This is a genomic window from candidate division TA06 bacterium (assembly GCA_004376575.1).
GTDB lineage: Bacteria > Hydrothermota > DG-26 > E44-bin18 > E44-bin18 > E44-bin18.
The window spans coordinates 1-25,899 of sequence record SOJN01000065.1 but is presented as its reverse complement, the minus strand read 5'-3'; the positions used below and the strand labels follow the sequence as shown (position 1 = coordinate 25,899).

The 25,899-nt window shown below is 50.3% G+C and carries 27 protein-coding genes; 8 read left to right on the top strand and 19 right to left on the bottom strand.

The window, feature by feature from the left end:
• Nucleotides 1-12: 12 nt before the first annotated feature.
• From E3J62_05280 to E3J62_05225, 12 genes are all read right to left on the bottom strand, one after another.
• Nucleotides 13-1,704, bottom strand: coding sequence for a CoB--CoM heterodisulfide reductase iron-sulfur subunit A family protein (locus tag E3J62_05280; GenBank protein ID TET46144.1), 1,692 nt, complete (start codon nt 1,702-1,704; stop codon nt 13-15).
• An 11-nt stretch (nt 1,705-1,715) separates the two neighbouring features.
• The gene (locus E3J62_05275) at nt 1,716-2,843 is read right to left on the bottom strand and encodes a CoB--CoM heterodisulfide reductase iron-sulfur subunit A family protein (GenBank protein TET46143.1); all 1,128 of its coding nucleotides are present in this window, start codon (nt 2,841-2,843) and stop codon (nt 1,716-1,718) included.
• A 15-nt stretch (nt 2,844-2,858) separates the two neighbouring features.
• On the bottom strand, nt 2,859-3,026 hold the full coding sequence (locus E3J62_05270; protein ID TET46142.1) for an FAD-dependent oxidoreductase: 168 nt from the start codon (nt 3,024-3,026) through the stop codon (nt 2,859-2,861).
• 11 nt (nt 3,027-3,037) lie between these two features.
• Nucleotides 3,038-4,156 carry a (Fe-S)-binding protein gene (locus tag E3J62_05265; protein TET46141.1) on the bottom strand — a complete coding sequence of 373 codons (1,119 nt, stop codon included), beginning with the start codon at nt 4,154-4,156 and terminating at the stop codon, nt 3,038-3,040.
• Nucleotides 4,156-4,596 carry a hydrogenase iron-sulfur subunit gene (locus E3J62_05260; protein ID TET46140.1) on the bottom strand — a complete coding sequence of 147 codons (441 nt, stop codon included), beginning with the start codon at nt 4,594-4,596 and terminating at the stop codon, nt 4,156-4,158. Before E3J62_05260 ends, E3J62_05265 begins: the two co-directional genes overlap by 1 nt.
• 83 nt (nt 4,597-4,679) lie before the next feature.
• Nucleotides 4,680-5,000 carry a four helix bundle protein gene (locus tag E3J62_05255; protein TET46139.1) on the bottom strand — a complete coding sequence of 107 codons (321 nt, stop codon included), beginning with the start codon at nt 4,998-5,000 and terminating at the stop codon, nt 4,680-4,682.
• Between the two features lie 182 nt (nt 5,001-5,182).
• A complete protein-coding gene (locus tag E3J62_05250; GenBank protein ID TET46138.1) occupies nt 5,183-6,838 on the bottom strand; it encodes a CoB--CoM heterodisulfide reductase iron-sulfur subunit A family protein in 1,656 nt (551 codons plus the stop codon).
• Between the two features lie 15 nt (nt 6,839-6,853).
• Entirely contained in the window at nt 6,854-7,534 is a 681-nt protein-coding gene (locus tag E3J62_05245; GenBank protein ID TET46137.1) for a 4Fe-4S dicluster domain-containing protein, read from the bottom strand.
• Nucleotides 7,535-7,542: 8 nt separating this feature from the next.
• Nucleotides 7,543-9,453, bottom strand: a complete 1,911-nt coding sequence (gene nuoF / locus E3J62_05240; protein TET46136.1) for an NADH-quinone oxidoreductase subunit NuoF — start codon at nt 9,451-9,453, stop codon at nt 7,543-7,545.
• Complete coding sequence (locus E3J62_05235) at nt 9,425-9,925, bottom strand: NAD(P)H-dependent oxidoreductase subunit E (GenBank protein TET46135.1); 501 nt, start codon at nt 9,923-9,925, stop codon at nt 9,425-9,427. Before E3J62_05235 ends, nuoF begins: the two co-directional genes overlap by 29 nt.
• 71 nt (nt 9,926-9,996) lie before the next feature.
• Nucleotides 9,997-10,878, bottom strand: coding sequence for a CoB--CoM heterodisulfide reductase subunit B (locus E3J62_05230; GenBank protein TET46134.1), 882 nt, complete (start codon nt 10,876-10,878; stop codon nt 9,997-9,999).
• A gap of 1 nt (nt 10,879) precedes the next feature.
• Nucleotides 10,880-11,404 (bottom strand): 4Fe-4S dicluster domain-containing protein, encoded by a 525-nt coding sequence (locus E3J62_05225; GenBank protein TET46133.1) that lies wholly within the window; start codon nt 11,402-11,404, stop codon nt 10,880-10,882.
• Nucleotides 11,405-11,739: 335 nt separating this feature from the next.
• Between E3J62_05225 and E3J62_05220 the strand changes: the two genes are divergently transcribed.
• Both E3J62_05220 and E3J62_05215 read left to right on the top strand, forming a co-directional pair.
• Complete coding sequence (locus E3J62_05220) at nt 11,740-12,324, top strand: porin family protein (protein ID TET46132.1); 585 nt, start codon at nt 11,740-11,742, stop codon at nt 12,322-12,324.
• A gap of 78 nt (nt 12,325-12,402) precedes the next feature.
• Complete coding sequence (locus E3J62_05215; protein TET46131.1) at nt 12,403-12,564, top strand: hypothetical protein; 162 nt, start codon at nt 12,403-12,405, stop codon at nt 12,562-12,564.
• Here E3J62_05215 and E3J62_05210 read toward each other — a convergent pair.
• Together E3J62_05210 and E3J62_05205 are read right to left on the bottom strand one after the other, a co-directional pair.
• The gene (locus E3J62_05210) at nt 12,518-13,657 is read right to left on the bottom strand and encodes a flippase-like domain-containing protein (protein TET46130.1); all 1,140 of its coding nucleotides are present in this window, start codon (nt 13,655-13,657) and stop codon (nt 12,518-12,520) included. The genes E3J62_05215 and E3J62_05210 overlap by 47 nt on opposite strands.
• 128 nt (nt 13,658-13,785) lie before the next feature.
• Nucleotides 13,786-15,243 carry a radical SAM protein gene (locus E3J62_05205; GenBank protein TET46129.1) on the bottom strand — a complete coding sequence of 486 codons (1,458 nt, stop codon included), beginning with the start codon at nt 15,241-15,243 and terminating at the stop codon, nt 13,786-13,788.
• Between the two features lie 655 nt (nt 15,244-15,898).
• Between E3J62_05205 and E3J62_05200 the strand changes: the two genes are divergently transcribed.
• From E3J62_05200 to E3J62_05175, 6 genes are all read left to right on the top strand, one after another.
• Nucleotides 15,899-16,540, top strand: a complete 642-nt coding sequence (locus tag E3J62_05200; protein TET46128.1) for a redox-sensing transcriptional repressor Rex — start codon at nt 15,899-15,901, stop codon at nt 16,538-16,540.
• Nucleotides 16,541-16,549: 9 nt separating this feature from the next.
• Nucleotides 16,550-17,512, top strand: a complete 963-nt coding sequence (locus tag E3J62_05195) for a polyprenyl synthetase family protein (protein TET46127.1) — start codon at nt 16,550-16,552, stop codon at nt 17,510-17,512.
• Between the two features lie 18 nt (nt 17,513-17,530).
• The gene (locus E3J62_05190) at nt 17,531-18,517 is read left to right on the top strand and encodes a D-cysteine desulfhydrase family protein (protein ID TET46126.1); all 987 of its coding nucleotides are present in this window, start codon (nt 17,531-17,533) and stop codon (nt 18,515-18,517) included.
• Nucleotides 18,518-18,692: 175 nt separating this feature from the next.
• The gene (locus E3J62_05185; protein TET46125.1) at nt 18,693-19,847 is read left to right on the top strand and encodes an aminotransferase class V-fold PLP-dependent enzyme; all 1,155 of its coding nucleotides are present in this window, start codon (nt 18,693-18,695) and stop codon (nt 19,845-19,847) included.
• Between the two features lie 356 nt (nt 19,848-20,203).
• Entirely contained in the window at nt 20,204-20,917 is a 714-nt protein-coding gene (locus tag E3J62_05180; protein ID TET46124.1) for a HEAT repeat domain-containing protein, read from the top strand.
• On the top strand, nt 20,918-22,120 hold the full coding sequence (locus E3J62_05175; protein TET46123.1) for a molybdopterin molybdotransferase MoeA: 1,203 nt from the start codon (nt 20,918-20,920) through the stop codon (nt 22,118-22,120).
• A 101-nt stretch (nt 22,121-22,221) separates the two neighbouring features.
• Here E3J62_05175 and E3J62_05170 read toward each other — a convergent pair whose 3' ends face one another.
• From E3J62_05170 to E3J62_05150, 5 genes are all read right to left on the bottom strand, one after another.
• Entirely contained in the window at nt 22,222-22,593 is a 372-nt protein-coding gene (locus tag E3J62_05170; GenBank protein ID TET46122.1) for a hypothetical protein, read from the bottom strand.
• 21 nt (nt 22,594-22,614) lie between these two features.
• A complete protein-coding gene (locus tag E3J62_05165) occupies nt 22,615-23,577 on the bottom strand; it encodes a sigma-54-dependent Fis family transcriptional regulator (protein ID TET46121.1) in 963 nt (320 codons plus the stop codon).
• A 453-nt stretch (nt 23,578-24,030) separates the two neighbouring features.
• A complete protein-coding gene (locus tag E3J62_05160; GenBank protein TET46120.1) occupies nt 24,031-24,351 on the bottom strand; it encodes a hypothetical protein in 321 nt (106 codons plus the stop codon).
• A gap of 186 nt (nt 24,352-24,537) precedes the next feature.
• A complete protein-coding gene (locus E3J62_05155) occupies nt 24,538-25,104 on the bottom strand; it encodes a hypothetical protein (protein ID TET46119.1) in 567 nt (188 codons plus the stop codon).
• A partial coding sequence (locus E3J62_05150) for a T9SS type A sorting domain-containing protein (GenBank protein ID TET46118.1) occupies nt 25,101-25,899 on the bottom strand: 799 nt, incomplete at its 5' end. The genes E3J62_05150 and E3J62_05155, both read right to left, overlap by 4 nt.

Below are 25,899 nucleotides of genomic sequence, written 5' to 3'. Positions count from 1 at the left end.
AATCTCGTGGTTTCATGGTTTTTCCAAGCTCGTTTCTCCGAATGCTCCCCGGATTTGGGCCATGATCTGGTCAGGCCTATAATGGTTTATCGTTATTGCTCCCTCTGGGCAGTTGGTGGCGCATATGCCGCACCCCTTGCAGACAACGTCGGTAACGACAGCCTTGTGGGTCTCTTCGTCTTTTCTGATTGCAGCATACGCACAGTTCTCTATGCAGGTTCCACAGCCCGTACAGAGGTCAGGATTGACAACCGAGATTACAGGCTCTACACTCACTCTTCCACATATGAGTGGTATCGAGGCATGCGAAGCTGCGCCAAGGGCTTGAGACACGCACTCTCCTATGTGGGCCGGCCAGTGACAGCATCCTGCCATGAAAATGCCGTCGGTTGCGAAGTCCACGGGCCTCAGTTTCACATGGGCCTCAAGCATAAACCCATTCGTATCCTGCGAAACTTTCAAGAGCCTTGCCAGTGGTTCGCTGTCTGCCCTGGGAACCATCGGTGTGGAGAGAACAACAAGGTCTGCGTCCACCTCGAGATCCTCACCCATCATCACATCTCTCACTTTCACCTTCCCATCTTCTACCACAGGGGGCATATCGTCAGGATATCTCACAAAGTAGATGAGATCTCCGCGCGCCATTCTGTAATAGTCCTCGAACTCCGCATCGTATGTCTGTATTCCTCTATGGAGAACGTAGATTTTCGAATCCGGGTTTGTCTCTTTGAGCAACCTTGCATTCTTTATGGCTTCAGTACAGCAAATTCTGGAACAGTACCTTCTCTCCGGTATTCTGGCCCCTGCGCATTGAATCATGACAATTCTGTCGGCCTTGACGTCGTCCTTCTTCAAACGTCCCTCTAACTCGAGCTGGGTTATCACCTTTTTCCCGTCGTAGCCAAACATACCTGAAGGATTCAGAACAGAAGCACCGGTTGCCACCACTATTGTTCCGGCATCGAACTTCTTCTCACCTTCGGGATATTGTACTATGATTTCATAGTTGCCTATGAATCCATCAACAGACTTTATTTCCGCGCTTGTCATAACATCAAGGTTGGGATACTTTTTCACTTCCTTGACGAGATCCTCAAGGACCTCGGACGCCGGCCTGTTGTCCGGATAAAGCTTGTTAAGGGAGTTCAACGTACCGCCCAGCTTATCCTGTTTCTCCACGAGCTTCACATCGAATCCCATTCGGGCAAGCGCCACTCCAGCAGTTATTCCGGACACCCCACCTCCGATGACAAGGGCGGCCCTTTTCACGTCGACCCCAATCTTCTCAAGCGGCCTCAGCATCCGCGCTCTGGCAACCGCCATCCTCACGAGGTCCTTTGCCTTCTCTGTCCCACTTTCCTTATCCTTCTGATGGACCCACGAACACTGGTCTCTGATGTTAGCGAACTCAAAAAGATATGGGTTCAGGCCTGCCTCCTTGCACGTCGCCCGAAAGAGCGGCTCGTGGGTCACAGGAGTACACGCCGCAACAACCACCCTGTTCAGGTTGTTGTTTTCTATCCCTGCGGCGATCTGCTTTAGCCCGGTATCAGCGCAGCTGTACATGCTCTCATCTGCAAACACCACGTCAGGGAGAGTCCCGGCGTACTCCGCTACTGCACCACAATCAAGGAACCCAGCTATGTTTGAGCCGCAGTGGCAAACGAAAACACCTATCCTCAGATCTTCTTTCTCTTCAGTCATGATTCTCAATCCTACTTCTTACCCCCAGCCACCACTTCACTTCCAAAGATTATCTCAGCAGCTTTTCCTGCTGCTCCTGAAGCTTGAACTACAGACTCCGGTATATCGAGTGGTGCCTCTGCATATCCGCACACAAAGACACCGGGTCTTGAGCTCTCCACAGGCGAATATGGACTTGTGGCAAAGAACCCATACTGGTCCAGCTCAATCCCCAGAGCTTCTGCCAGCTTCTCCGTCCCCTTACTGGGAACAAGGCTCGTGGCCAGTACAGCCAGATCGACCGCTATCGAGTCCACGCGCCTGCCCTCAATGTCTTCATACCATACAACTGGATTCTTCTTCTCGTCCTGGGTTATTTCCCCTGCTCTCGCCCTTATGTATCTCACACCGTACTCATCGCGAGCCCTATTTATGTATTCCTGGAACCCCTTTCCTGCTGCCCTCATGTCCGTATAGAAGATGAAGGATTCGACCTCGGCATCATGCTCTCTCGCCACCATTGCTTCTTTTGTTGAATGCATGCAGCACACCGCTGAACAGAACTTCTTGTGCCTCATGTCCCTGGAGCCGACACACTGTATGAAGGCGATTTTTCTTGCATGCTTTCCGTCTGACGGCCTGATCACCTTGCCCTCAGTAGGTCCGCTCGCATTGGACATCCTCTCGAACTGCATCGAGGTTATCACGTTTGGATACCTGCCAAACCCAAACTGGGAGACCTTCTCTGCTGGGTACGGTTCAAAGCCTGTGGCCACAATGACCGCGCCTACATTGAGCTTCAACTTCTCTTCCTTATCATCGAACCTTATCGCTTCCCTTTTACACACTTTCTCACAGACCTTGCATTTGCCTGTCTTGAAGTACTGGCAGCTTTCAGCATCTATGGTTGCACAGGCGGGAACACCCTGTGGGAAATATATGTATACCGCTTTCCTCTTGCGCAGACTAAGATCGAATGCGTCATCAGCCTTGTACGGGCATTTGGCCCAACAGTCTCCGCACGCCGTGCATTTGGACTCATCCACATACCGTGGATGTTTCAAAACAGTGGCAGTAAAGCTGCCCGGCTCACCTTCGAGGCCCACCACTTCGCTCAAAGTGAGCAGTTCGATGTTTGGATGCCGACCGGCATCTATCATCTTAGGTGCGAGTATTCATATGGAGCAGTCGTTGGTAGGGAAGGTCTTGTCAAGCTGTGCCATTTTTCCCCCGATACTCGGAGTCTTTTCGGCGATGTGGACCTTCACCCCCATGCCAGCCAGGTCAAGAGATGCCTGTATCCCGGCTACTCCACCACCAACTATGAGAGCTTCTTTGACCAAGAACTATCCTCCTATTGGAGCGCAGAGGCGACCAGAGAGACAATGTCCATCATCTCTATCTCAGGTGACCCACCTCTCATTGCACATCTGAAGTGTATCTGACACTTCGGGCAACTGGTCACCAGCAGATCCGCGCCAGTCCCCCTTGCCTGATTCAACCTTTCAGTCTGAATCTGTTTGGAGCAGTTGAAGCAGTTGATCCAACCTGACGTTCCGCAACAAACAGAATTGGCTCTGTTCCTGTCCATCTCCACAAGCTCCAACTTCGGTATCGAAGATATTATCTTTCTGGGAGTATCATAGAGTCCAAGAAACCTGCCCATTCTGCACGAGTCGTGGTAAGTAATCTTCTTTTCCATCTCTTTGAAGGAAAAGGAATCCAAGTTCTCTTCTATTACTTCCGTTATGTGAACTGGTTTGAACGGCAGTTCGCCGAAGTGCTTCGGGTATTCCTTTTTCACTATTTCATATCCTTCCGGGCACAGAAATATGACCCTTTCTGCTCCGCACTTCTTGAATGCTTCGATATTCAATTCACCCAGACGCTTGAACTTGCCGAATTCCCCCCTCCAGAACTGGTCGTGGCCGCAACATCTCTCCTCCTCACTCAGGGCCGGTTCTATGCCCATCATGTTCAGCACCTTTACCGCATCATTCAGAATCTTCAGAAGATCGAGGCCATACTCCTCAAAGACTATCCCGTAGAAAGGCAAGCAACCGGCGTAGAGCAGGTCGGCACCCTGTTTCCTGGTTCTCAAGCCTTCTTCCACCCAGAAATGTTTTGACTGGGCGATGGCGCTCGATTGTATCTCAGCCATAATCTGCATGAGGCCGTCGTGGGATGGAATCGCCTCGTTTGCGTTTTTTATGGCTTCAGTTCTCATTCTCCTGATGAAGCCTATGAAATCAACCTCCTGCGGACATCTGCTGGAACAGGTCCCGCACGTAAGACACGACCATAGTTCTGGATCAGCGATGACGGCTTTCTCTTTTCCCAAGATGGTTCGCCTCACAGTGAGACGGGGAGAAAATTGGGGCCTCGTCCTGGCCACAGGACAACTTCCAGTACACACTGTGCAGTCGTAACAGAGTTGGGTCTTTGTATCCTTGACTATCTGTTCGACGTTCATTAGGCTCTTACTCCTGCCACCCTTATGGGGTTGTGACCCAGGCTCCTGATTTCTTCCGTGAACTCGGCCATCAGTCTGGCGAACCTCTCCCCTTCCTCGGCAGATACCCACTCCTGCTTCAACCTTTTTGGATCGAGCCCCAGAGCTTTCATAAGCCTACAGGTAGTCTCATAAACCTTCTTTGCTTCCTCGTTGCCGGAGACGTAGTGGCAATCGCCCATCTGGCAACCCGTAAAAAGCACGCCATCAACTCCAGTTCGAAAAGCCCCGAGTAGTATCGCAGGGGTGAGCCTGCAAGAGCAGGGCAAGCTTATTATGCTCACGTTCGTAGGGTACTCAATTCCCTTAACCCCTGCAAGTTCACCTGCCGAACATGGGCCCCAGTCGCATGTAAAAGCAACTATTCTCGGCTCCCAACCAATTTTCCTCTCAACCCCCATAAAACCTCCACCACCGGGACTCGAAATTACGAAATTGCCTCCCTACCCCCACGCCACACACACGAAATTGTCAAACGCCTAAATCATGTCCCGAACCATTCCCCCTGCAGTTTCTTGGTGCTGTCTATGTAAGCGTTAAGAACCTTAAGCAAGCAGAATGCATCATTACGAAAGCTTTGATATTCATCAAGACTGATGTACGGCTCATCTCTGTAAAGATTGAGATCATCGATCAATTCGAAAAGCGAACCACGAGAGTGTCGACAGAACTGGATGTTCTCCTTGAAGCGGTATCTTCCATACCCTTCCGCAATGTTGTTGGTTAATGAAACCGCCGCCCTCTTCATCTGCCCAACAAGGTTGTATTCCTCTTCCTTGGGTAGCTTCCTTGTCAATTCATACATCCTCTTTCTGAACTCCCTCGCCAGCCTGTAGACATCAAGATCCTCAAGAAACCTGATTCTTTTATGTTCGTGTTTTTCATCCCCCAGTTTCTATGTTCTCAACTTCGATTTTCGCACACACGGTGTTATTTCTGTAATCTCATGTCTCAGGTTTTGTTTTCGCAATTTCGTAATTTCGTCTCTTAAGCAAGTGCTTCAACCATGGCCCCTATCTGCTTGGTCGTGTAGTCTGTGGGCACGATCGCTCCACATGGACACGTGACCACGCAAAGGTCACAGCCTTTGCACGTGACCGGGCTTATTCGAGCAACGCGTTGGCCACCTTCAATCTCCCTCATTTCAATAGCCCCGAATTCGCATGCCTCCTCGCACCAACCGCACGCACGGCACCTCTCCTCAACCACACCTGGCACTGCACAATCTGCGGTTATGGACTCCTTCAGGAGAAACTGACCAGCCTTGGCAGCAGCAAGGTATGCCTGGTAGATGCTCTCTGATACAGTAGCGGGCCAATGGGCGCAACCACAAGGATATGCGGCGCCTGAGACAAATCTGTTAGGTCTCAACATCACATGCTCTTCCGGAATGAACCCATCTTTGTCAGCAGTTACCCCGATCGTCTCGGCCAGTTCCTTAGCACCACTTGAAGGAATCAACGGGGTGGACAGAACTAGAAGATCGTACGGAATCTCGACGTCTTTTCCGGACAATCGATCAGATACCTTTACCAAACCCTCATTCACCTGAGGAATATCGGGAGGTTGATACCTGACGAAATTGACACCCATGTCCCTTGCCTTGAGGATCTCTTTCTCAAGGAAACGACCAAAGGTCTGAAGATCCCTGAACAAGAGACTAACCTTAATGCTGGGGGAGCACTCCTTAAGCAAGATGGAGTTCTTGATGGCTGTCATGCAGCATGTTCTGGAACAGTATTCCCTTCCCGGCTGCCTCGCTCCCACACACTGTACCATGACGACATTCTTGACGTTTACCTTTCCTTCCTTGAGAAGCCCCTCGAGGTCCAGTTGGGTTATCACACTTTTGCCGTCGTAGTCATACATGCCCTCCGGCTTCAAAACATCAGCGCCGGTGGCCACCACAATGGCGCCAGCACCTAACTCCAGTTCCTTACCTTTCTGGATAACATGTACTCTGTAATCACCAGCCGCACCTGATACTGAGGTCACTTCAGCGGAAGTGAAAACCTGAATATTCTCGTCCGCGCGAACCTTCTGCCCCGTCGATTTAAGAACTTCTCCAGAATCCACGCCGCTGGGACTCAACTTGTGCAACTGGTTGAGTATCCCACCCAGTTTCTTGTCTCTTTCCACAAGTTTGACCTTGACCCCCCTGGTGGCGAGGCTCAAAGCAGCAGTCATTCCGGAAATCCCCCCACCGACAACAAGAGCCGAAGGGCTGACTTTCACCTCAATCTTCTTCCTCGGCACAGATTGAACAGATTTGGCAACCGCCATTCCTACGAGGCGTTCAGCCTTTTCGGTAGCTTTTTTTCTCAAACCCGGGTGAACTCGACAACACTGGTCTCTTATGTTCACCATCTCAAACATGGAGCCATCCAATCCCGCTTTTTCGCACGCAGATCTGAAGACAGGACCATAGATTCTGGGAGAGCATCCGGCCACCACCACCCTATCTATTTTCTTGGCCTGAATTGCATCGCCAATCTCTCTCAGACCATCCTTTGAGCAAGGATAGCGGAGACGCCGGACAAGTGCTACGCCTGGAAAGGCCTCCACTTTCTTCTTAAGCTTTTTCAGATCGAGTAGAGTGGAGATTTCATCTCCACAATCGCATATGAATGTGCCTATTCTCACATCTCCTTCCACTTCTTAGCTGTCCCCTCTCTTCAGTTCCTCATAATCGAATCCATACTCTGGAGCAAAGTGATATTCTCCACAGATCCGGCACATCCTGGTTTCGAAATCTACCCCCCAGCTATGTACCGTTTCCTTCAACTTTATCTCCCCAAGGTCCACAGCATCTGTGGGACATACGTATAAGCAGGTGCCGCACCCGATACAAGTACTTGAAGCGGTGTGGAAGGGCGACTTCATTTCTCTCTCTTTGCCGCGGTTGACCAGACTGATCGCTCCCACCTTCACTATCTCCCGACAGGCGCGCACACATCTTCCACAGAGAATGCATCGTTCATCCTTCAATCTGAACCTGGGCTTACCCACTCCAAAGCTTTTCGCCAGTTTCTGGACTTCCTTCACATTGGGACATCTGGCCAGCAGAAGCTCTGCCAGGATCTTTCTCGCTTCCACGACTCGGGGAGTATTGGTCGAGATGACCATCCCCTCTTCCGCACGCAAGAGACACGATGCAACAAGCCAGGAACCACCTTTTCTGTGGACCTCGACCGTGCAGAGCCGGCACGCACCGTAGGGCGAAAGCGTTTCATAGTAGCAGAACGTGGGAATGTGGATTCCAGCGCTTCTGGCTGCCTCCAGAACTGTGGAACCCTCTTCCACACGAACCCTTTTGTTGTCTATGGTCAGTTCAGCCATCGATCACCTTACTCCACGATGATTGCGTCAGGCTTGCACACCTCGACGCAGGCTCCGCACTTGATGCACTTTTTCCGGTCCAGCACATGGGCCTTCTTCCGCTCTCCGGTTATTGCCCCTTCGGGGCAGACCGTCAGACACGCACGGCAGCCCGTACATGCTTCTGGATCTATCCTGTACTGCACCAGGGCCCGACAGACTCTTGCCGGACATCTCTTCTCTTTGATATGTGCTTCATATTCATCTCTGAAATATTGAATAGTAGAAAGGACCGGATTTGGTGCCGTTGAGCCAAGTCCACAGAGAGAAACATCTTTCACCACAGCGGCAAGGGATTCCAGTAATTCAATATCACCCTCCTTACCGCGCCCCTCGGTGATATCCTCCAATATCTCTCTCATCCTCTCTGTCCCTTCACGACATGAAAGGCATTTGCCACAGGATTCATCCTCAAGGAAGCCTATGAAGTACTTGGCAACATCCACCATGCACGTTTCATCGTCCATGACAATCAAACCGCCCGATCCCATGATGGACCCAGCTTTGGCCAGTTCCTCGTAGTCGACTGGTAGCTGAAGCAGGCTTTTTGGAATACAGCCCCCTGATGGCCCGCCGGTCTGAACAGCCTTGAACTCCCTGTTGTTGGGTATCCCTCCCCCAACATCCTCCACCAGTTCTTTGAGCGTTATGCCCATCGGTACTTCCACAAGGCCTGTGTTGTTGATCTTTCCCACAATGGAGAAGACCTTTGTTCCCTTACTCTCTTTGGTCCCAATCTTCGAGTACCAATCTCCGCCCCTGCCAATGATCACCGGAACATTTGCCCAGGTCTCCACGTTGTTAATATTCGTGGGTTTTCCCCACAACCCACTCTCAGAAGGAAACGGTGGCCTCATCCTTGGTTCGCCTGTCTTTCCTTCTATGGACGCCATCAAAGCTGTCTCTTCCCCACAGACAAAGGCCCCTGCCCCTTCACTGATCTTAATGTCGAAGTCCATCCCCGAGCCCATGATGTTTTTCCCGAGCAAACCATACTCTCTTGCTTTCTTGATTGCTATACTGAGTTCTTCAATGGCCAAAGGGTACTCTGTTCGACAATATATGTATCCTTCACTCGCTCCGATTGCGTAAGCGCCTATGATCATTCCTTCAAGTACAGTATGTGGGTCTCCCTCGAGAATTGACCTGTCCATATATGCACCAGGATCTCCCTCGTCTGCGTTGCAAACAATGTACTTGGTTCCACTCCTGCTTTTTCTGCTGATTTCCCATTTGAGCCCTGTGGGAAAACCCGCCCCACCTCTACCTCTCAAACCTGATTTCTTGATATCCCCAATCACCTGTTCGGGTTCCATGTCTGTCAGCACTTTGTGCAGGGAGAAATATCCTCCTCGGGCAATGTACTCTTCAATGCTCTCTGGATCTATGAAGCCGCAGTTTCTCGTGGCAATCTTCTTCTGCTTCTTGTAGAAGCTAAGCTCATCGTATGAAGGGATCTCCCGCGTTTCTTCCGGCTCCTCACCCTCAAAATACCGCCTCTTGGAACCCTCTGCCAGACATTCATCCTCGGTCATCTTCCCAACAACCCACTCTTTGCTTACCTTTCCTTCAGAAAGGTCGTCAAGGAGTCCTGGCACTTTCTTCGCATCGACCTCGCCATAGGTTATCCTCGGCCTTTCCTTTTGCACCACATCCACCAAGGGTTCTCTCGAGCAAAACCCTATACAACCAGTCTTCGTGACGAGGATCTTTTGCTTTCGTTTTTCTGCTTCTTTCTTAAGGGCTTCAAAGACCTCTTTTGCACCGGTGGCCAGTCCGCAGGTAGCCATGCCCACCATAACCTTTGTTTCATCTGGATAGAGGGAACGGAGCCCCTTCTTCTTCATCCCCTCAAGATTCTTGAGGCTTTGTATCCTCATCTTGTTTGTCTCCACGTGCATACTTCTTCAAGATAGCAGGGACTTTCTTCTGGGTCACGTGACCGTGAGTATCCTCGTCAATCCTGACGACCGGCGCCAGGGCGCAACAACCTACGCACCTCACTGTCTCCAAGGTGAACTGCAGGTCATCTGTGGTGGCCCCGGCCTCCACATTCAGCTCTCTACCGATCTTGTCGGTGATTTTTGGTCCGCCCCGAACATGGCAGGCAGTTCCAAGGCAAACACTTATTAAATGCTTTCCCCTGGGGGTCAGGCTGAACGCGTTGTAGAAGGTGGCTGTACTGAAGACCTGGCTTAGCGGCAGGCCCGTCCTCTCGGCGATAAGAACCAGGGCATCTCTGGGTAGATAGTGGTATTCAGCCTGGATCTCCTGGAGCATGGATATGAGAGACCCGCCTGCTGCCCCAAAGCTTTCAATGATTGAGGAAATCTTGCCTGGATTAGAAATCATTTACTGGGCTCTTCGTCACAGCCAGCCTGTTAGTTTCCTGAGTATCTCAACCTCAAGTGCAGCCACTGTTCCTAAGCTGCCTCAGAGGCTAACTTGGCAAGCAGGTCTTTGGGCTTCACCTTGTTCAATCTGAATGCCAGTTCTTTCTCTTCTATTCCTAGGGCAAGCCCAAGAATTTGAGGATAGAAGAGGACGGGTATCCCATACTCTTTCTCAAACTTTTCTGCAACTTTCTTCTGATTGTCTTCAAATATGACGCTGCAGAAGGGACAGATGGATACAATCGCGTCTGCCTTTGCTGACTGCGCAGCGTCCAGTTTCGTCTTGGCCATCGTCAGGGTTATATCTGCCTCTACACCGAGTATTGCGCCTCCACAGCAGGAGTTTGGTATGTCGGGAGCCAGTTTCGCACCGGTGGCGGTAATCAGTTCAGAAAGGGTGTGAGGATTTTCCGGCGAGTCAAAGTGGCCATAGACCTCAGAGGGTTTGATGTAGTGACACCCGTAGTGTGGAGCAAGGGCCAAGGACAAAAGCTCCTTCTTCACCTTGGATTTTATCTTATCTACACCTATATCCTCGTAGAGAATCCGGGCGAAGTGTCTCACTTTTGCTGTGCCCTTGTATTCCCGACCAATCTTCTTCAGATGCTCATTAACCTCTTTCCGTGCTTTCTCGTCCTGCTTCAGATGCTCGTTCATCTCCGTAAGCGTTGCAGTGCAGGCACTGCACAGAGTGCACAGCTCCAGGCCCTTCTCCTCGGCAATCGCAAGATTCCTTGCCGCAAGGACAGTGGCAACCTTTTCGCTCGCGGACCTCATAGGGTACGCGCAGCAGGCGAGGTCAGTCAGATCCTCAAACTCAATCCCCAGTTCTCTGGCTACCCTTCTTGCGGAAATCTCGTAGTTCTGTGCCCTAACGGGAATGGTGCATCCGAGAAAGAGAGCGTATTTCATTCTATGACTCCTTCTTTTGGATGATATCTTTCAAGCCAGCCGATTCACACAGTTTCTTGACCTCATCAAAGGATGTGGTGAGCTTGGGAAGGCCCATCTTTTCTCTCCTCTTGTTGTCAAATTCCTCCATCTCGTAGAGCCTCCCGGAACCTCCAATAAGCTCGGCCTGAGTTCTGAAGGCAGGATGAATGTAGCCTTCTTTGGCTGCAATGTTCTTTAGGGCGTTTATGACGTCGGTCACGCGCACATTCTGAGGGCACCTTTCCTCGCACGTGTAACATGTGGAGCAGAGCCATATGAAGTCGCTCTGGAGTACCCTGTCTCTCATTCCCAGGATCGCCATCCTTATTATCTTTCTAGGATTGTATCTCTCGTCTATTTCGCGCACAGGGCATGAGGCAGAGCATGTTCCACATGCAAAACAAGCCTTGAGGTTTTCGCCCCCCGGTTCCTTAGTGATCTCGTGTTTGAAGTTGGGATCAAGCTCAGATACATCTATTACCGTCGATTTTTGCTTCCCTGCCATATCAGCCCCCTTGAGAATTGGCTAAGTATCGATTAAATCAGTACAATTTACCCGGATGATAGCTGCAAGTCAAGCAAAATAGGATTCGCTCTTTTCAGGCCTACTTTGTGAAAAATTTCACAAACCAACTCAAAAAATTTTCCTTCTCTCAATCACATCATATGAACTTGTCTGTACCCTGTCAAGCGATTTCTCACCCGGGATTTTTCGCTTGACACGGCGGATGATTGGTGTATACTTATTGAAACTCTACTTGGTGAAAGGGGGTGGTGAAGGGTAGTAGTGATTTTTTTTGTGCCTGAGTGAATACGAGCAAACAAAGAGGGAGGTTTCGAATGAGTAGGTTAGCTGGATTTGGTTTGGCGGCCGTAGCTATTATGGTTCTTGCGTCCGCAGCCTCGGCACAGATTGGACTTGGGGCAGGTATCCATGGCGGTTATGCCATCTATATGATAGACAGCTTGAGCAACGGCGGGATGGACTTCGGAATCAATGTGAACCTCTCATTCATGCCAATGCTGTCAGGACAGTTGTTCGCGGACTACTTCATGCATTCGGAATCAGAGAATGACGTGGATACGAAGTATACAGACATCCCGATAGGCGTGCACATCATATACAACATAAACATTCCAGGCAGCCCGATAAAGCCTTACATCGGAGCCGGGCCAAGCATTCATATGCTCAGCACAAAAACCACGGTCGCAGATAATGACACGACTGTTAGCTCGACTAAGTTCGGCATCGGTGGTGTCGGGGGGGTAGAGTTCTCGGCGACTCCTCAACTGGGGGTTTTCCTGGAGCTAAGGGACCATTATATATTGACCTCGGAAGATATCGAAGAAACTGATCCTGTAGAAAGTACGCCAAACACGAACGCACTCTACATTCTGGTCGGCGTGAATTATCATTTCATGTAAACCATCCTGGCGGCTATATGAAAAACGGAGAGGGTGGAAAATACTTCCACCCTCTTCCCCGATACGAGGAATAGGACCATGTGGCAGATATGGATTGTGTTCTATATAGGGGTATGGTTTATGCTGTCAGCATTTGTTATTGGCGGCGGCGCAAAGCTGAACAATCTCGTATTTGGCTTCTTCATAGCAGTACTTAGCCTCTGGTCTGCGATGATTGCGAGAAGACTGAGCCGACACTAACCCCTCCTCTCAGCATCCTCAAAAGAAGAACGCCGCCCAGAAAAGCTCCCAAATAGAGAGTGAAGAACCTCCACAGCAGGACAAAAACGCCCAAAAGGTTCCTTTCAATCAAAAAGAAGAACAAGGAATATGCTCCAACCTCAGCAAACCCGCTCGCGCCAGGGGTAGGAACAAAGGCAAGTATGTATAGAAGAAGAACTGCCAGAATGAATGAAGCCGCGACAGAAGGTGTCTGGCCCAGTCCATAGAGAATCGCAGGAGCAATAGAAGCATTCAAGACCACTGCCCCACACGAGAGAAGAAACGCGGCTCCAAGCAGCGCCTTCCTGCGACCGAAGTAGTCTCTCGCGCTCTTTCTGAACTCTTCGATCTGTTCAAAGAGTTTCATGTAGAACCTTTCAAACCGATCGGTCCTCACAATCCGTTTTATCCTGAGGTAGGAGTCAAACATGAGAAGATGTCGTTTCATTCCACCTGGCCTGAAAAGAGCCAAAAGGAGAAGAGAAAACATCACCGCATAGAGCACAATCAAATATCTACCCAGAGGCCGCACCACAGGACCTACAAGGAACTCTTTGAAGAAGAGGATCATTATGGGGAGTACGAGAACAAAGACTATCGCGCTGAGCACACCTCTAAATACTATTACCGCACCTCCCGCTCCTATGGAAAGCCCCAACCTTCGGCAGATATAGAGCTGAAGTGGAACCCCTCCAGACTGAAAAGGTGTGACTGCGGCCAGGAAGAGCCCTCCCACATTGAACTCAGCACTCGAGCGGAAAGGCATCCACTTTCCTGCTGCCTTACTCAGTATTTGAACCCTCAGTATGTCCATGTAGAGCCTTCCCATCATAAAGGCTGTGGCAAGCACAAGAAAACCTATTCTCATACTCCGCAGAGCCCGCACCAGGTCTCTGCCAACCTCTGCCCACGTCCCGGGCCTGGCCAATACAACCCATGTCTCTCTCTTGATAAGGTCACCAAACGTTAGACCCTTGACACTGAAGATAAGAACACCCATTCCCACGACTATGGTGATGGCCAGAAATATTCTCAAGCCCGTTATGATTGACCGTCTGCTTATCTCTCTCAAATCATCCAGTCTCCTGTACTACCTTATGCCAAGCTGGTGAACCTAACATGTACTCGTTTTTTTGTCACCAATGACAAAAAGGGGAAGTCTAATCTCCCCCCTATTATCTTCATGCGAGATGCATACGATCAGGGTCTCAGTTCCGGATCCAGATACTCTCTCTGCCAGCGCCGGTCTGTAAGCCTGCTCATCTTTTGGTCATACGCATCCATGCCTCTCATATAGCTCTCATCCTCAAGACACTCTCTCGCAGCTTCATCGGCCGGCTTTGCGCCTGTTGTGACAACTATCTTCCTGAACTCCTTGTGGTGGTCTCTTATGGGGCACTGCGTTAGAAGATTTCCGTGTTCCCAGGGTTTCCTTTCATACGCATAATCATCCTGCCATTTCCTTATCGCCTTGAAAAGTGGCGATTGAATCACCTCGTCGAGACTCCCTCCGCTTTCATAGACATCAACAACGTTGTGCTGCGTGTATGGCGCGAAGACGCAAGGAGTAACGTCTCCATTCCAGTTTATGTGGAAATAGCCACCGGCCCTCGCAGCGGAGATGCAGCCGTCAGAGGAGGTGCCGCTAGTCCAGAAATCTGCCAGAAAAATCCTTCTATCCCTGATCAATTCCCACTCCCTACTTATCATCCCGACCCTCTGTTCTGGCGACACCATGCGCGAGAGGGTTATGCCTCTACCTATGGGCATGTAGTGGAATATCCAGCCGTAAGCCGCTCCCTGCTCCTCAAAATAGAAGTCTATGAACTCATCGCTCATCGCCAGGTCAACATTGTCCTTGGTTATGGTGACAGAGATGCCAAAAGGAACTCCAACCGTTCTCAGATTGGACATGGCCCTTATTATCTTCTGGTAGGTCCCTTTGCCCCTTCTCTCATCGGTCTCCTTTTCAAAGCCCTCAACACTGATTGCGGGAGTGATGTTTCCCAGTCCGGCCAGCCTCTCAGCCATCCTATTGTCTATGAGAGTACCATTGGTATACGACATGAAATAGCAATCGGTGTGTTTTTCAGCCAGATCCAGAAATGTCTTCCCTTCGCTCTTGTAAATGAAGGGCTCACCACCAGATATGACAAAAAAGTGCATCCCCCACGATTCTTTCGCATCAGAGATTATTCTATCAAGTATGTGGAAAGGAATGGTGGCTCTACTTGCGCCGGCATCTGCGTAGCAACCGGCACACCTCAGGTTGCATAGTATGGTCGGACTTATGGTAATAAACAGCGGTGGCCTGAATCCGTGTTCCTCAACGAACTTTTTCCTGCTATAGAAGCCTCCGAAGAAGACATTACCGAGAAAAACCTTGAGCAAGGCATTGGAAGCTTCCTTAGAGATGTGTCCCTTGCTCAGAGCTACGTGAATCCTATGGAGAAGTGCTCTACCCATCCAGAACTTCTCCTCCTGCACCTTGGCGGGCCGCCCGTAAGGATTTTCCTTTATCAGATCAAGGTACATCCTGTGCTCAATATTCTTCAATATAAACTTTCTCATGCTCTCGTTTTGAACCAGGGAATTCACGAGGAACAGGATCGCATTGACTGACACCTTCTTGGACGTATTCTTCACTGCAGCAACCATGCACGGCTCCCGTCCTGAAATCTCGCAGGCAATGTGGCCAATTTCAGTATATGCCCGGCAAAAGGAAGTGTCAAGACTGAACTTCGCCCGTCTTCGCTCTGCTTAGCTACGACGGGCAGGCTCCGTCTTCTCTCAACGCCGTCGAGAATTATCGGGCAGGGAAACCCTGCCCCTACCTATCACCGGAAATTACGAAATTCCCATCCCGTCGTCCACACCGCACCCGAAATTCCCCACTACTACTCCCTCACTCCCCTCTTCATCCCCACTCCCCGTTCAATCCCTCCTCCCACACGCCCATCCCCGGTTCAACATGGTTCAACATTGAAGAATGCGAGCACCCGAAGGGAAGATCGAAAATCAGAGCAACGGTAAACCCCATAACAGCAAAAGAATGTGTCATTGCGGGGAGCGCGTTAGCGCGACGTGGCAATCCAAGTGTGAAAGACCCCTTCGCGATCTTAGATCCTAGATCTGCGATCTGAGATTGCAGAGCTTGTCCCTGGTCTCACGATCTTCGATCTCAGATCTTAGATTAAAGGTCCTGTCTCCGGTGTTGGCATTTTATGGTTGACACGGACTCGCTGTATAGTATATACAGGAGTTGCACCCGGCCTGAGGCCCGGGCTTAACTTTTGAACGAGATTGTGAAAAAATGCACAAACGTGAACAGCAGGTGAAGATAAGTGACCCGGGAGTGGTCAGGCTGGCTGAATACTATCGAGTAGTCTCCAATTTGAGACCCTCTCAGAGGGGCTATGTGTCTTCTCGGGAGCTCGGCAAAATCACCGGCCACTCTGCTGCTCAAGTGAGAAGAGACCTGTCCTGCTTCGGGTCTTTCGGCAGCCCAGGTGTGGGATACGAGGTTGCCGACCTGATGCGTCAACTGAGTAGAATTCTTGGCAAGGATAAGGACAAGAAGGTCCTGCTCGTGGGTGTGGGGCACCTCGGAAGTGCCCTGCACGGATACAACAGGCTCAGAATAGAGGGTTTCCACGTTGTGGCTCTGTTCGACAATGACAAACGCAAGATCGGGAAAAAGATGGCATCGACAGTCATAAGACCTATGGATCACCTCAGAGAAGTGGCAGTCAAGGAGGGAATCGATATAGGGATATTGACCGTGCCGGCTTCGTCTGCACAGCAGGTCGCAGATCAACTCATAGAGTGTGGTATTAAAGCCATCCTCAACTTCGCTCCAACCACAGTTTCTGTCCCAAAGAACATCATGGTAGAAAATGTGGATCTTTCCATAAAGCTTGACAAACTGTCTTACAAGATAGGGTGCTCTCTTTGAAGAGAAGATATGCCTGAGCTGGAATCCATTTACAGGCCAATCGAGAATGACCTGAACAAAGTCGAATCCATGCTTGCCGTTATTGCCCGGCAGATCGATTCAGACCTTGCTGAAGCCCTCAGCGATGCGCTCTCTCCAAAGGGAAAGAGGTTGAGACCAGCGCTCCTTATCCTTTCATCAAGATTGGGCAGTGGTAGAGCCGATGTCTCTCGGCTTGCCGCGGCAGTGGAACTTGTCCATTCTGCTGCATTACTCCATGATGACCTTGTTGACCATGCTGAGACAAGAAGGGGAAGTGTGGCTGCCAGTAGGAGACTGGGGCATAGCGGTGCCCTGGTGCTGGGCAACTACCTCTACTCAAAAGCCTTTGAACTGATGCCCAACTCAAACGGTCTAAGGCAGCAACTATCTACGGCGACTTCAATGATGTGTTCTGGCGAGGCCCACGAACTGGCCAGAAGGGGTGACCTCAGATCTGGATTGGGCGACTACATACAGATGGCGGGCAAAAAGACAGCATCTCTAACGTCAGCCTGTTGTTCAATCGGAGCAGTCTCGGGGTGTGCTGACTCCGAGGTCTGCTGCTCACTTGCAGCTTACGGCCTCTTGCTTGGACTGGCCTATCAGATAAGGGACGATTGCCTGGATCTAAGATGTGAGAAAGGGACTACGGGAAAGAGTTGCTACAAGGATTTTGCAGAAAGAAACGCGACCCTCCCTCTCACAGTCGCCCTTCCATCGATGAATGAAAAAGAGAAGAGAAGGGCCTCATCAATGTTCAAGGGAAGGGAGAAGATGGACACGACATGGCTTGTTGAAACTCTTGAAAGATACGATGGCATCCAGAAATCTATGGCGTTGGCAGAGGAGTTTTCAAGGAGAGCAGCAATGAGCCTTGAAGCCATACCAGATTCAGAAACCAAAGAGAGCCTCCGGCTCCTTACCGCATACTGTGTGGAAAGGAACAGCTGACCGAAGAAAGAGAGCAGAATGAACTACCCACCCTCCATATCCCTTGCTCTTCTTCCTACCAGAATTGAAAAGCTTCCACGATTGGCGGCCGAGCTGAAAGAGGTCGAACTATTCCTGAAGCGGGACGACCTGACCGGCTGTCTCAACTCAGGAAACAAGATAAGGAAACTGGAGTTCGTCCTGGCTGATGCCCTGAATCAGGAAGCAGATACCCTGATCACATGCGGAGGAATTCAGTCGAACCACTCCAGAGCAACCGCCTCAGTGGCAGCCAGATATGGTCTTCAGTGCATCCTTTTCTTGAAAGGAAAGGAAACCACATCTGTAGAAGGCAACCTTTTGCTGGATAGACTATTAGGAGCTCAGATTAATGTAATATCTGAAGAAGAATACATAGAAATTGACCACATCATGTCTAGTGAGGCGGAAAGGCTCCGTTCCATGGGCAGAAAACCGTATGTCATTCCTGAGGGAGCATCAAACTGGCTGGGTGCAATGGGCTATGTGAGGGCCGCTGAGGAGATCAGGAACCAGTTGGATGCTGCCAGGATTACTGTTGATTTCATCGTCTTCGCCTGCGGGTCAGGAGGAACCCACGCAGGGCTTTTGATAGGAAAAAAAATCTTCGGCCTGAAGGCCAGACTTCTGGCCGTCAATGTCTGCCAGACTCCTCAGCATTTCATAGAAAAGATATATGGAATCTGCCTTGAAGCCAATTCCAAGCTCAGTCTTGGACTTTCGTTCAAAAAGGAAGAGATAGAAGTGGTGGGAGGCTATGTTGGAGACGGCTATGCCAAACCCTATCCCCAGGTGATAGAACTCATAAACAGAGTGGCCCGGACTGAAGGGATAGTCCTTGACCCTGTATACACCGGGAAAGCCATGTACGGCTTACTGGACCTAGTATCAAATGGGAGGATTCCCAGAAAAAGCCGCGTGCTCTTCATACACACCGGGGGAATATTTTCCCTGTTTGCTTACACAGAAGATCTCTTCCCCGCCTGACCACACCGGTTCAAAGGTTCAAGAGTTCAACGTTTGTGGGCCGGGCTTCCGCTTTACCATTGAATGGCGCAGTCGAGTGTGATAGCATCACAAGACATAGGGTCTTCTGACATGCGAGGAAGCGGGCAGAACATGTCTCGTGCCCAAAGGAAGACCCAATGTCAGAGGTAGGAGTATGGGAAAAAAGAGGAAAATATCCTGTCTCTCCGAATATAGAAATGAATTTCCGCATACAGAGTCATGCATCTATTTCAATCACGCCAGCCGCTCCCCCATGCCCAAGCGGTCTCTCCAGGCCATGTATGCCTTCCTCGAAAAGAGCGTAAAGAGCGGTGAAGAGATAGACGACGAAGCCTTTGAGGTACTGGCTGAAACAAGAAGAGACCTTGCAAAACTTCTTGGTTGCTCGCAGTCTGAGATTGCATTACTTCCCAATACGGGCATGGGTATCAATCTCGCTGCTCATGGCATTCATTTCAAAGAAGGAGAGAGCGTAGTTCTCGCTGTTAATGAGTTCCCCTCCAACTACTATCCCTGGGCAAACCTCAAGTCCAAAGGGGTGCAGATACAGTTTGCGGAGCTGGAGAGAGGCTGCGTCACTCCTCAGACAATAGAGGCGGCAATTGATGATACGACCAAGGCGGTATCGCTGAGCATGGTTGACTACTCAAGAGGTTACAGACCTGATCTGAAGGCCATAGGAGAACTCTGCAAGAGAAAGAAAGTGACACTGGTCGTAGACGGCATGCAATCTGTCGGAGTGATGGACTTTGATGTGAAGGATTATGAAATAGATGTGCTCGCCTGTGGTGGAGGTAAATGGCTGATGGGACCTCAGGGGGCCGGTTTCGCTTACATAAGCGAGAAGACTCAAGACTGGCTGAAGCCAGCATTCACCACCTGGCTGTCTGTTATGAGCAGCTTCGACTTCGAGAACCTGCTGACCAGAAGGTTCGACCCATTTCCAGGAGCGAGGAAGTTTGAACTGGGGACGTACCCTTATGCAGACTACTATGCGCTTAGAGAATCTCTGAAGCTGATCCTTGAGATCGGCATAGATGAGATTTGGAGGTCCTCAAGTCTCTCCTGCCAGTTGCTGCTCGATTATCTTGGGACAAGCCGCTACGAGATCTTGAGCTCTACTGACGATGCCAGGCGGTCAAGCATTGTTGCCTTCACCTGTAAAGACGTGGATAAACTCTACAACAGACTGAAAGAGAAGAACTTCATCCTCTCCAAGAGAGAAGGCGCCATCCGAGTTTCCTTCCACTTCTACAACACAGAAGAAGAAGTGCGACATCTGATAGACGAACTTACGCAAAATGGCTAGACCCGTATTTCACCCCTTCGGGGTGAACCCGACTTCACGTGTCTTCTCTCAACGCCGTTGAGAATTATTGGGCAGGGAAACCCTGCCCCCACCTATTACCGGAAATTACGAAATTCCCATCCCGTCCTCCACACCGCACCCGAAATTCCCCACCACCATTTCCCCTCCCCGCAGAAAATCGAAAATGCAACCCGTCCCTTCCTCTCCCTTGAGGGAGAGGACAGAGGAGAGGGAGAAATTGTGTTCTATTTCCGATTCCCATTTTCGATCTTCTATTTTCGATTTTCGGATCCGGTCGATTTGTTCCATCCCTGGTTGTTGGGCAGGGTTCCTCAGCAGATAATTTCTGGTGGTAAGTGGATGGATGTCATGGTATATTCAATAAACGGAAAATGGAACAGCGCGAGAAGAAATTGAGTGAATTCAGTTCGGCACAGGTGATGTCTGTGCTGGAAAAAGAGTACTCCAGGCACGGGAAGTTTACCTCTGGCGAGAAACCACCACATCCGTCGCTGGAGGATGCGCTTGACGCTGTCTCGTCAAACGTGAGGCTTGCAGCCGTGAGTGAGCTTGAGAGGAGAAAAGAAAAGAAAAGCCTGGCCTTATTGAAATCCGCGCTCTCAGATTGGTACGTACCTGTGCGTGCAGCAGCCATCAAGGCTCTGGAGGCCATGGGTGACACTTCGGCCAAAGAGAGGTTCATATCTGATGCTAACTGTGACAGTTTCAGGGTCAGATTCGAGGCGCTGAGAGTTCTTGCGCAGCTCAAAGACGCGTCTCTCCGTCCGGTCTTCGCCAAGGCCATGCAATCCGAGGACGCAAGAATAAGTACTCTCGCTTCTGAAGCAATGTTCTCCCTGGGAGAAAGGGACGGATTGAGATCACTCATCTCCAAACTGGCAAATGGAAACTCTGAGGAAAAGGTAGAGGCGGCCGGCTTTTTGGCGACCATAGAAGATCCCGAGGCCCAAAGAGCAGTAGGAGATTTTCTCAATTCAAACGACGTCCCATCATCTTTGAAAGAGACGGTTTCCTCAAACCTGAGAAGAGCAAGAAAGGGGAAGCACTAAATGCTGTCAGTACAAGAGGCGCAGAATTGGATCCTACAGGCCGTGAACAGAATGGAGCCTCATACTGTCCACATAGCCGATGCTCTCAGGTGTGTCCTCGCTCAGGACATTGTTTCTCCTGCTGACGTTCCACCCTTTGACAACTCGGCTATGGATGGCTACGCCGTGCGCTCGGTAGATACGGCCAAAGCCAGGAGCACCAGCCCTGTCCGCCTGACTATAAAAGCGACAGTCAGAGCAGGCGACAGACTCTCCTTTGGAATTGAGAAGGGGGAATGTTCAAAGATAATGACCGGAGCTGAAATCCCTGACGGTACCGACTCCGTGGTAATGATAGAAGATGTCGAAGCAAAAGAAAACCAAATCTTTGTCAGAATCCCGGTTCCAAAGGGAAAACACATAAGAAGGAAGGGTGAAGACATAAGGCGATCCGAGGTTGTTTTGAAATCCGGGACTCTGCTTAGACCACCAGAGATCGGAGTACTCGCATCTCTGGGGCTAGCCCATATCAGCGTCGTCAGAAGGCCTGTCGTGGCTCTGGCAACCACTGGAGACGAGCTTGTGGAAATTGATGAACCACTTTCGCCTGGCAAGATAAGGGACAGCAACAGATACTCTCTGCGCGCACTCATCATGGAGACTGGCTGTACCCCTCTCGAGCTGGGCATTATTCCGGACAAACGTGAGGAGATGGAAAATACATTTAAAGAAGCTTTGCAGAAGAGCGACCTGCTTATGACAACTGGTGGAGTATCCATGGGTCAATACGACCTCGTCAGGGACGTCCTATCATCCATTGGCAAGTATGAATTCTGGAAGGTGAACATGAAACCTGGCAAGCCTCTCGCTTTCGGCACTGCCGATGGGAAACCAATCTTTGGCTTGCCTGGGAACCCGGTATCCTGCATGGTCTGTTTCGAGCTGTTCGCAAGACCTGCTCTCATGAAAATGAGGGGCGAGAAGAAGTTTTTCAAAGAAAAACTGAGCGCAACAGCCACCTGTCCAATAGACAAGCAGAAAGGAAGGGCGGAGTTCAAGAGGGGAAAGGTGCGGCGTGAGGAGGACACTCTCGTGGTGGACGTGACGGGTCCTCAGGGCTCAGGAATTCTTACCTCCATGGTAAAAGCCAATTGCCTGGTCTATCTCCCCGAAGAAGTAGGGCCGATCTCAACTGGCGAGAAGGTCAGTGTGATTCCTCTATAAGGGCTCCTGGACCTTGTTATGGTAGGTTCTTTATCTGCCTGATCACGCTCATCCAGATACTGCTCGGGCCGGGGGAGATTCTTCACCCCCCGGCCCTGCGTTTAAACGGTTGACACGACAGCGAGTTTTTGCATCGCCTCGGAAAAGGTCTTGGCGTCTATTGGCTTTGTGATTAAGGCAATTATCTGGCTGATCTCAAACTGATCCGCAGACCGAGCCTGCGTTCTATTAACAATTGCCAGTATCGGAATCCCCAGCGCCACTTTCCTCAATCCCTCTACCACCTCGTCAGGTTTGATCGACACGCTATCAAAATCAACAATGATTGCTGAGTAGTTGTAGAATTTGAGTCTTCCAATCGCATTTCCAATCGTTTCGCAGAAATCAATGCTTAGGTCGAGTTCTGAGGCCAGATGGTAGAGTCGTGTCCGGCTGTTGTAGTCCGACACGACCGCCAGTATTGTGCTGTTCATTCCTCCTCCTTTCATGTCTCGCTATTCGACATTCAGTTCTATCTTCCAGTTTCTCATCATTCTATAAAGGGTCTTCCTGTCCACACCGAGAATACGAGCGGCCTTGGTTTTGTTCCCTCGGACAGTTTTGAGCACGGTGAGGACATGTTTCTTCTTGACGTCCTCGAGTGAAGGAAGCCCGTCCACCGTTCTCACCCTTTCCATTGTCCTAAACTTTGCTGGAAGGTCGTCCACAGTAAGCACGCCATTACTTGAAAGGACAAATGCCCGCTCCATCACGTTTTCCAGCTCTCTCACATTTCCGGGCCAACCGTATGTGGAAAAGATGTCCAGGACATCCTGTGAGACTGTGGCCCGGGGCTTATCGTGCGCCTCTGCTAGCTTGTCCAGGAAATGGTCGGTGAGATACGGTATGTCCCCTTTCCTCTCTCTCAAAGGCGGAATCATTACAGTAATGGTAGAAAGCCGATAGTAGAGATCGTTTCTGAATGTACCTTTGAGAACCGCTTCTCTCAGATCTTCCTGAGAGGCCACAAGCAGTCTCACATCCACCTTGATCGTGTCAGTTCCACCGACCCTCCTGAAGCTTCTTGTCTCAAGAACCCTAAGAAGTTTCGTTTGAACCATTGGTGACATCTCCACAATCTCGTCAAGAAAGATGGTCCCACCATGAGCCACCTCAAAAAGACCGTGTTTCCTTGAGAATGCGCCTGTGAAAGCTCCACGTTCGTGCCCAAAAAGCTCACTCTCAAGAAGAGTCTCAGATAGGGCAGCGCAGTTTATTGTGATGAAGGGCTCATCTATCCTGTTGCTCTTTGTGTGAATCGACCTTGCCACCAATTCCTTACCACTGCCGGTTTCACCTATGATCAGTACGGTCGATGCCGTAGCCGCAACCTTGTCTATGAGATCGAAGATAGACTCCATCTTCGGGCTTTTGCTAATCAGTCCCGAGAAATCGAGTAGATTGCTTTCGCGTATCATTGTTCCATTAACCTCCTGAACCCACCTGCAAGTCTTCGGCTAGAGAAGTGTGTCAGAGATCTGTCAGTTGACGACCTACAGGCCAGGCATCAACGTGTTCCACACATCTTTTTCCGCAATAACCGTGCCAAATATGCCACACCTTTTTCTCGTTACGTAACTCACTAAATACTAAAGACTTAGGACCCTGCTGCCACCGGAGATGGCAATAACACCGGGCCTGGCTTTGCAGAAGGCAACGTTTCGCGGCAAAATTCCACACACTCTGAGAGAGGAAATAGGCCCCAGTTGCGCCGTTTGGCTGCAGGGAAGCAGAAAAAGCTAAAAGGATTATTCTGTTGCCTGTGAGGAATAAGTCCACGCACTTGATACGACACGTTACACATGCACAAACGAAACGTAACGGATCAATAGTCGTGGACCGGCATGTATGCGAGATATCGTGTGGATGGACTACAGCCTGGTTCTTCTACAATGGATCCTGTGCAGCGACTTTTCAGATCGACCGGCAGCGGGCACAGGCCAATCCAACGCCACAATGGTGGAACCACCCGGGGGAGTATCTCCAGGAATTGACCTCGTTTCTCGCTCTACATACCCATCTATCACCATGCTCCCCACACTCTTGACGAGGTCGTACGTTCCAGTCCACTCTCCGCCCTCATAGTCTTTTTTATACGTATCCATGAGGGTTACATCTCTATTGGCAGGTCCCAGCCCCCATTCTGGAATTGAATCTCTGCTGAATATGAACCCCCACGACTCCATCTTCAAAGACGCACACTTGAGGTCTCCGTAAACGATGCATGAGTCGAGACATTCGCTGTAGCGGTCCCCTATCAACATATAGCGTAGATATGTCGCATTGCCGGTCAGGCGCGTTCCAGCATCCAGGTCAAAGTTCCCGTTCGACCAGGCATCTGCGTTTGTGGTCAGGTGTGGGAATGAAAAACGGTCTCATCAGGTGAAAACAGCCCCAAGGACTTTCCCCCAGTCAAAGGCGTCTCCAGGGTCTATCTTTCTTCCCCTGGGAACGCAGAGGTCGCAGTGCCCCTTTATCCTCTCCCTGGTAATAGAAGGGTATCTCCTTAACAAGGTCTTCATCAGTTGCACAAGCGACTCATACTGTTCTTCTGAGAAGGGCTGCCAGCAGCCATCTTTTGATATTACCGGAGTCTCTCCGTCATACGGCTCTGACCAGTCGTTCTTCCAGGTGTAGAACCTGCCTCCCTTCTTTCTAAGGGGTCCCCAGTTCACCAGCTCAATACCTATGCTGAAGCCATTCACATGCGATTTGCCTTCGAACTCGCTCTCTCCCGCGTGCCAGGCCTTTTTTTCATCCTTAACCATCTGTGTGATACTGCCATCTCTGTCTATTATATAATGCGCGGAAGCTTCTGAGTTTTTGTCCTTGAATCTCTTGATTGTCTCTGAAAGAGAAAGAGCAGTATAGTGTATTACAATCATACTAATGCATTCGCATTCCCTCTCATCGCAATTTGGGCTCTTTATCCACTTCGTCTTCATCTAAGAATTACCACCTTGCTCACGATGGATTTGCTGCCCGTGCCCAGTTTTAGAAAATAGATACCTGATTTGAGCCTCTCCCCCATGACGTCAGAGCCATTCCAGACTATTCTATTGACTCCTGATTTTCCTCTCCCTTTGGCTTGAGTCCAGACTGAACTCACCTGCCTGCCGGATACGTCATAGACTCGCAGAGACACCTCTTGCGCTTCCAGGGCCGGAACCTCAAAGGTCACGACAGCGTCTCTTCTGAAAGGGTTCGGGCTGACACTGAGTAAAAACCTGCTCCTACCTTCTGGATGGAAGCATGAGTTATCCTCGTCGACAACCACGATTGATTCATCAAACCAGCGCAGGACTCTCTTCAAAACAAACCAGTTGGAATCATACCCCTGTGCTGGCCTAGATGCAATGCCCTCGAATCCGAACCCGAAGTAGACGACTTTGTAAGTGCCGCTATCATACTTGATACCCGCGCAGTCCAGGGGACTGTACATAAGCACGGTATCGGCAACAGAATCGGGCGAGATTATGTCCTGAGAGATCTGGTTCCCGGCACCAGGGCTACCTGCGGTCAATATGCTGAGACCATCCCCTATCTCATCGCCAGGAAGTCCATCAATAGTATGATCGTTTGTCGTGGGCAAATTGAAAACAGAATGAAGGTAGTTTGAATAGAAAAGGCTGTCACCAATGTCCTGCCCGATATTCTGGCCCGTCAAGAAGAGGTTGCCGCCCGAGTCCAGAAACGAACTGAGACTGTCCTGATCCTCCAATGTTAGCGTATTGGTGAGC

Excerpts from the sequence above, each read along its gene's own strand:
- E3J62_05175 (TET46123.1), top strand. The coding sequence starts at position 20,918 with ATGCTGTCAGTACAAGAGGCGCAGAATTGGATCCTACAGGCCGTGAAC.
- E3J62_05190 (TET46126.1), top strand. The coding sequence starts at position 17,531 with ATGAACTACCCACCCTCCATATCCCTTGCTCTTCTTCCTACCAGAATT.
- E3J62_05225 (TET46133.1), bottom strand. The coding sequence starts at position 11,404 with ATGGCAGGGAAGCAAAAATCGACGGTAATAGATGTATCTGAGCTTGAT.
- E3J62_05215 (TET46131.1), top strand. The coding sequence starts at position 12,403 with ATGTGGCAGATATGGATTGTGTTCTATATAGGGGTATGGTTTATGCTG.
- E3J62_05165 (TET46121.1), bottom strand. The coding sequence starts at position 23,577 with ATGATACGCGAAAGCAATCTACTCGATTTCTCGGGACTGATTAGCAAA.
- E3J62_05230 (TET46134.1), bottom strand. The coding sequence starts at position 10,878 with ATGAAATACGCTCTCTTTCTCGGATGCACCATTCCCGTTAGGGCACAG.
- E3J62_05245 (TET46137.1), bottom strand. The coding sequence starts at position 7,534 with ATGGCTGAACTGACCATAGACAACAAAAGGGTTCGTGTGGAAGAGGGT.
- E3J62_05265 (TET46141.1), bottom strand. The coding sequence starts at position 4,156 with ATGAACGTCGAACAGATAGTCAAGGATACAAAGACCCAACTCTGTTAC.
- E3J62_05200 (TET46128.1), top strand. The coding sequence starts at position 15,899 with ATGCACAAACGTGAACAGCAGGTGAAGATAAGTGACCCGGGAGTGGTC.
- E3J62_05170 (TET46122.1), bottom strand. The coding sequence starts at position 22,593 with ATGAACAGCACAATACTGGCGGTCGTGTCGGACTACAACAGCCGGACA.
- nuoF (TET46136.1), bottom strand. The coding sequence starts at position 9,453 with ATGAGGATACAAAGCCTCAAGAATCTTGAGGGGATGAAGAAGAAGGGG.
- E3J62_05275 (TET46143.1), bottom strand. The coding sequence starts at position 2,843 with ATGATAGATGCCGGTCGGCATCCAAACATCGAACTGCTCACTTTGAGC.
- E3J62_05185 (TET46125.1), top strand. The coding sequence starts at position 18,693 with ATGGGAAAAAAGAGGAAAATATCCTGTCTCTCCGAATATAGAAATGAA.
- E3J62_05205 (TET46129.1), bottom strand. The coding sequence starts at position 15,243 with ATGGTTGCTGCAGTGAAGAATACGTCCAAGAAGGTGTCAGTCAATGCG.
- E3J62_05195 (TET46127.1), top strand. The coding sequence starts at position 16,550 with ATGCCTGAGCTGGAATCCATTTACAGGCCAATCGAGAATGACCTGAAC.
- E3J62_05235 (TET46135.1), bottom strand. The coding sequence starts at position 9,925 with ATGATTTCTAATCCAGGCAAGATTTCCTCAATCATTGAAAGCTTTGGG.
- E3J62_05220 (TET46132.1), top strand. The coding sequence starts at position 11,740 with ATGAGTAGGTTAGCTGGATTTGGTTTGGCGGCCGTAGCTATTATGGTT.
- E3J62_05280 (TET46144.1), bottom strand. The coding sequence starts at position 1,704 with ATGACTGAAGAGAAAGAAGATCTGAGGATAGGTGTTTTCGTTTGCCAC.
- E3J62_05255 (TET46139.1), bottom strand. The coding sequence starts at position 5,000 with ATGTATGAATTGACAAGGAAGCTACCCAAGGAAGAGGAATACAACCTT.
- E3J62_05260 (TET46140.1), bottom strand. The coding sequence starts at position 4,596 with ATGGGGGTTGAGAGGAAAATTGGTTGGGAGCCGAGAATAGTTGCTTTT.
- E3J62_05155 (TET46119.1), bottom strand. The coding sequence starts at position 25,104 with ATGAAGACGAAGTGGATAAAGAGCCCAAATTGCGATGAGAGGGAATGC.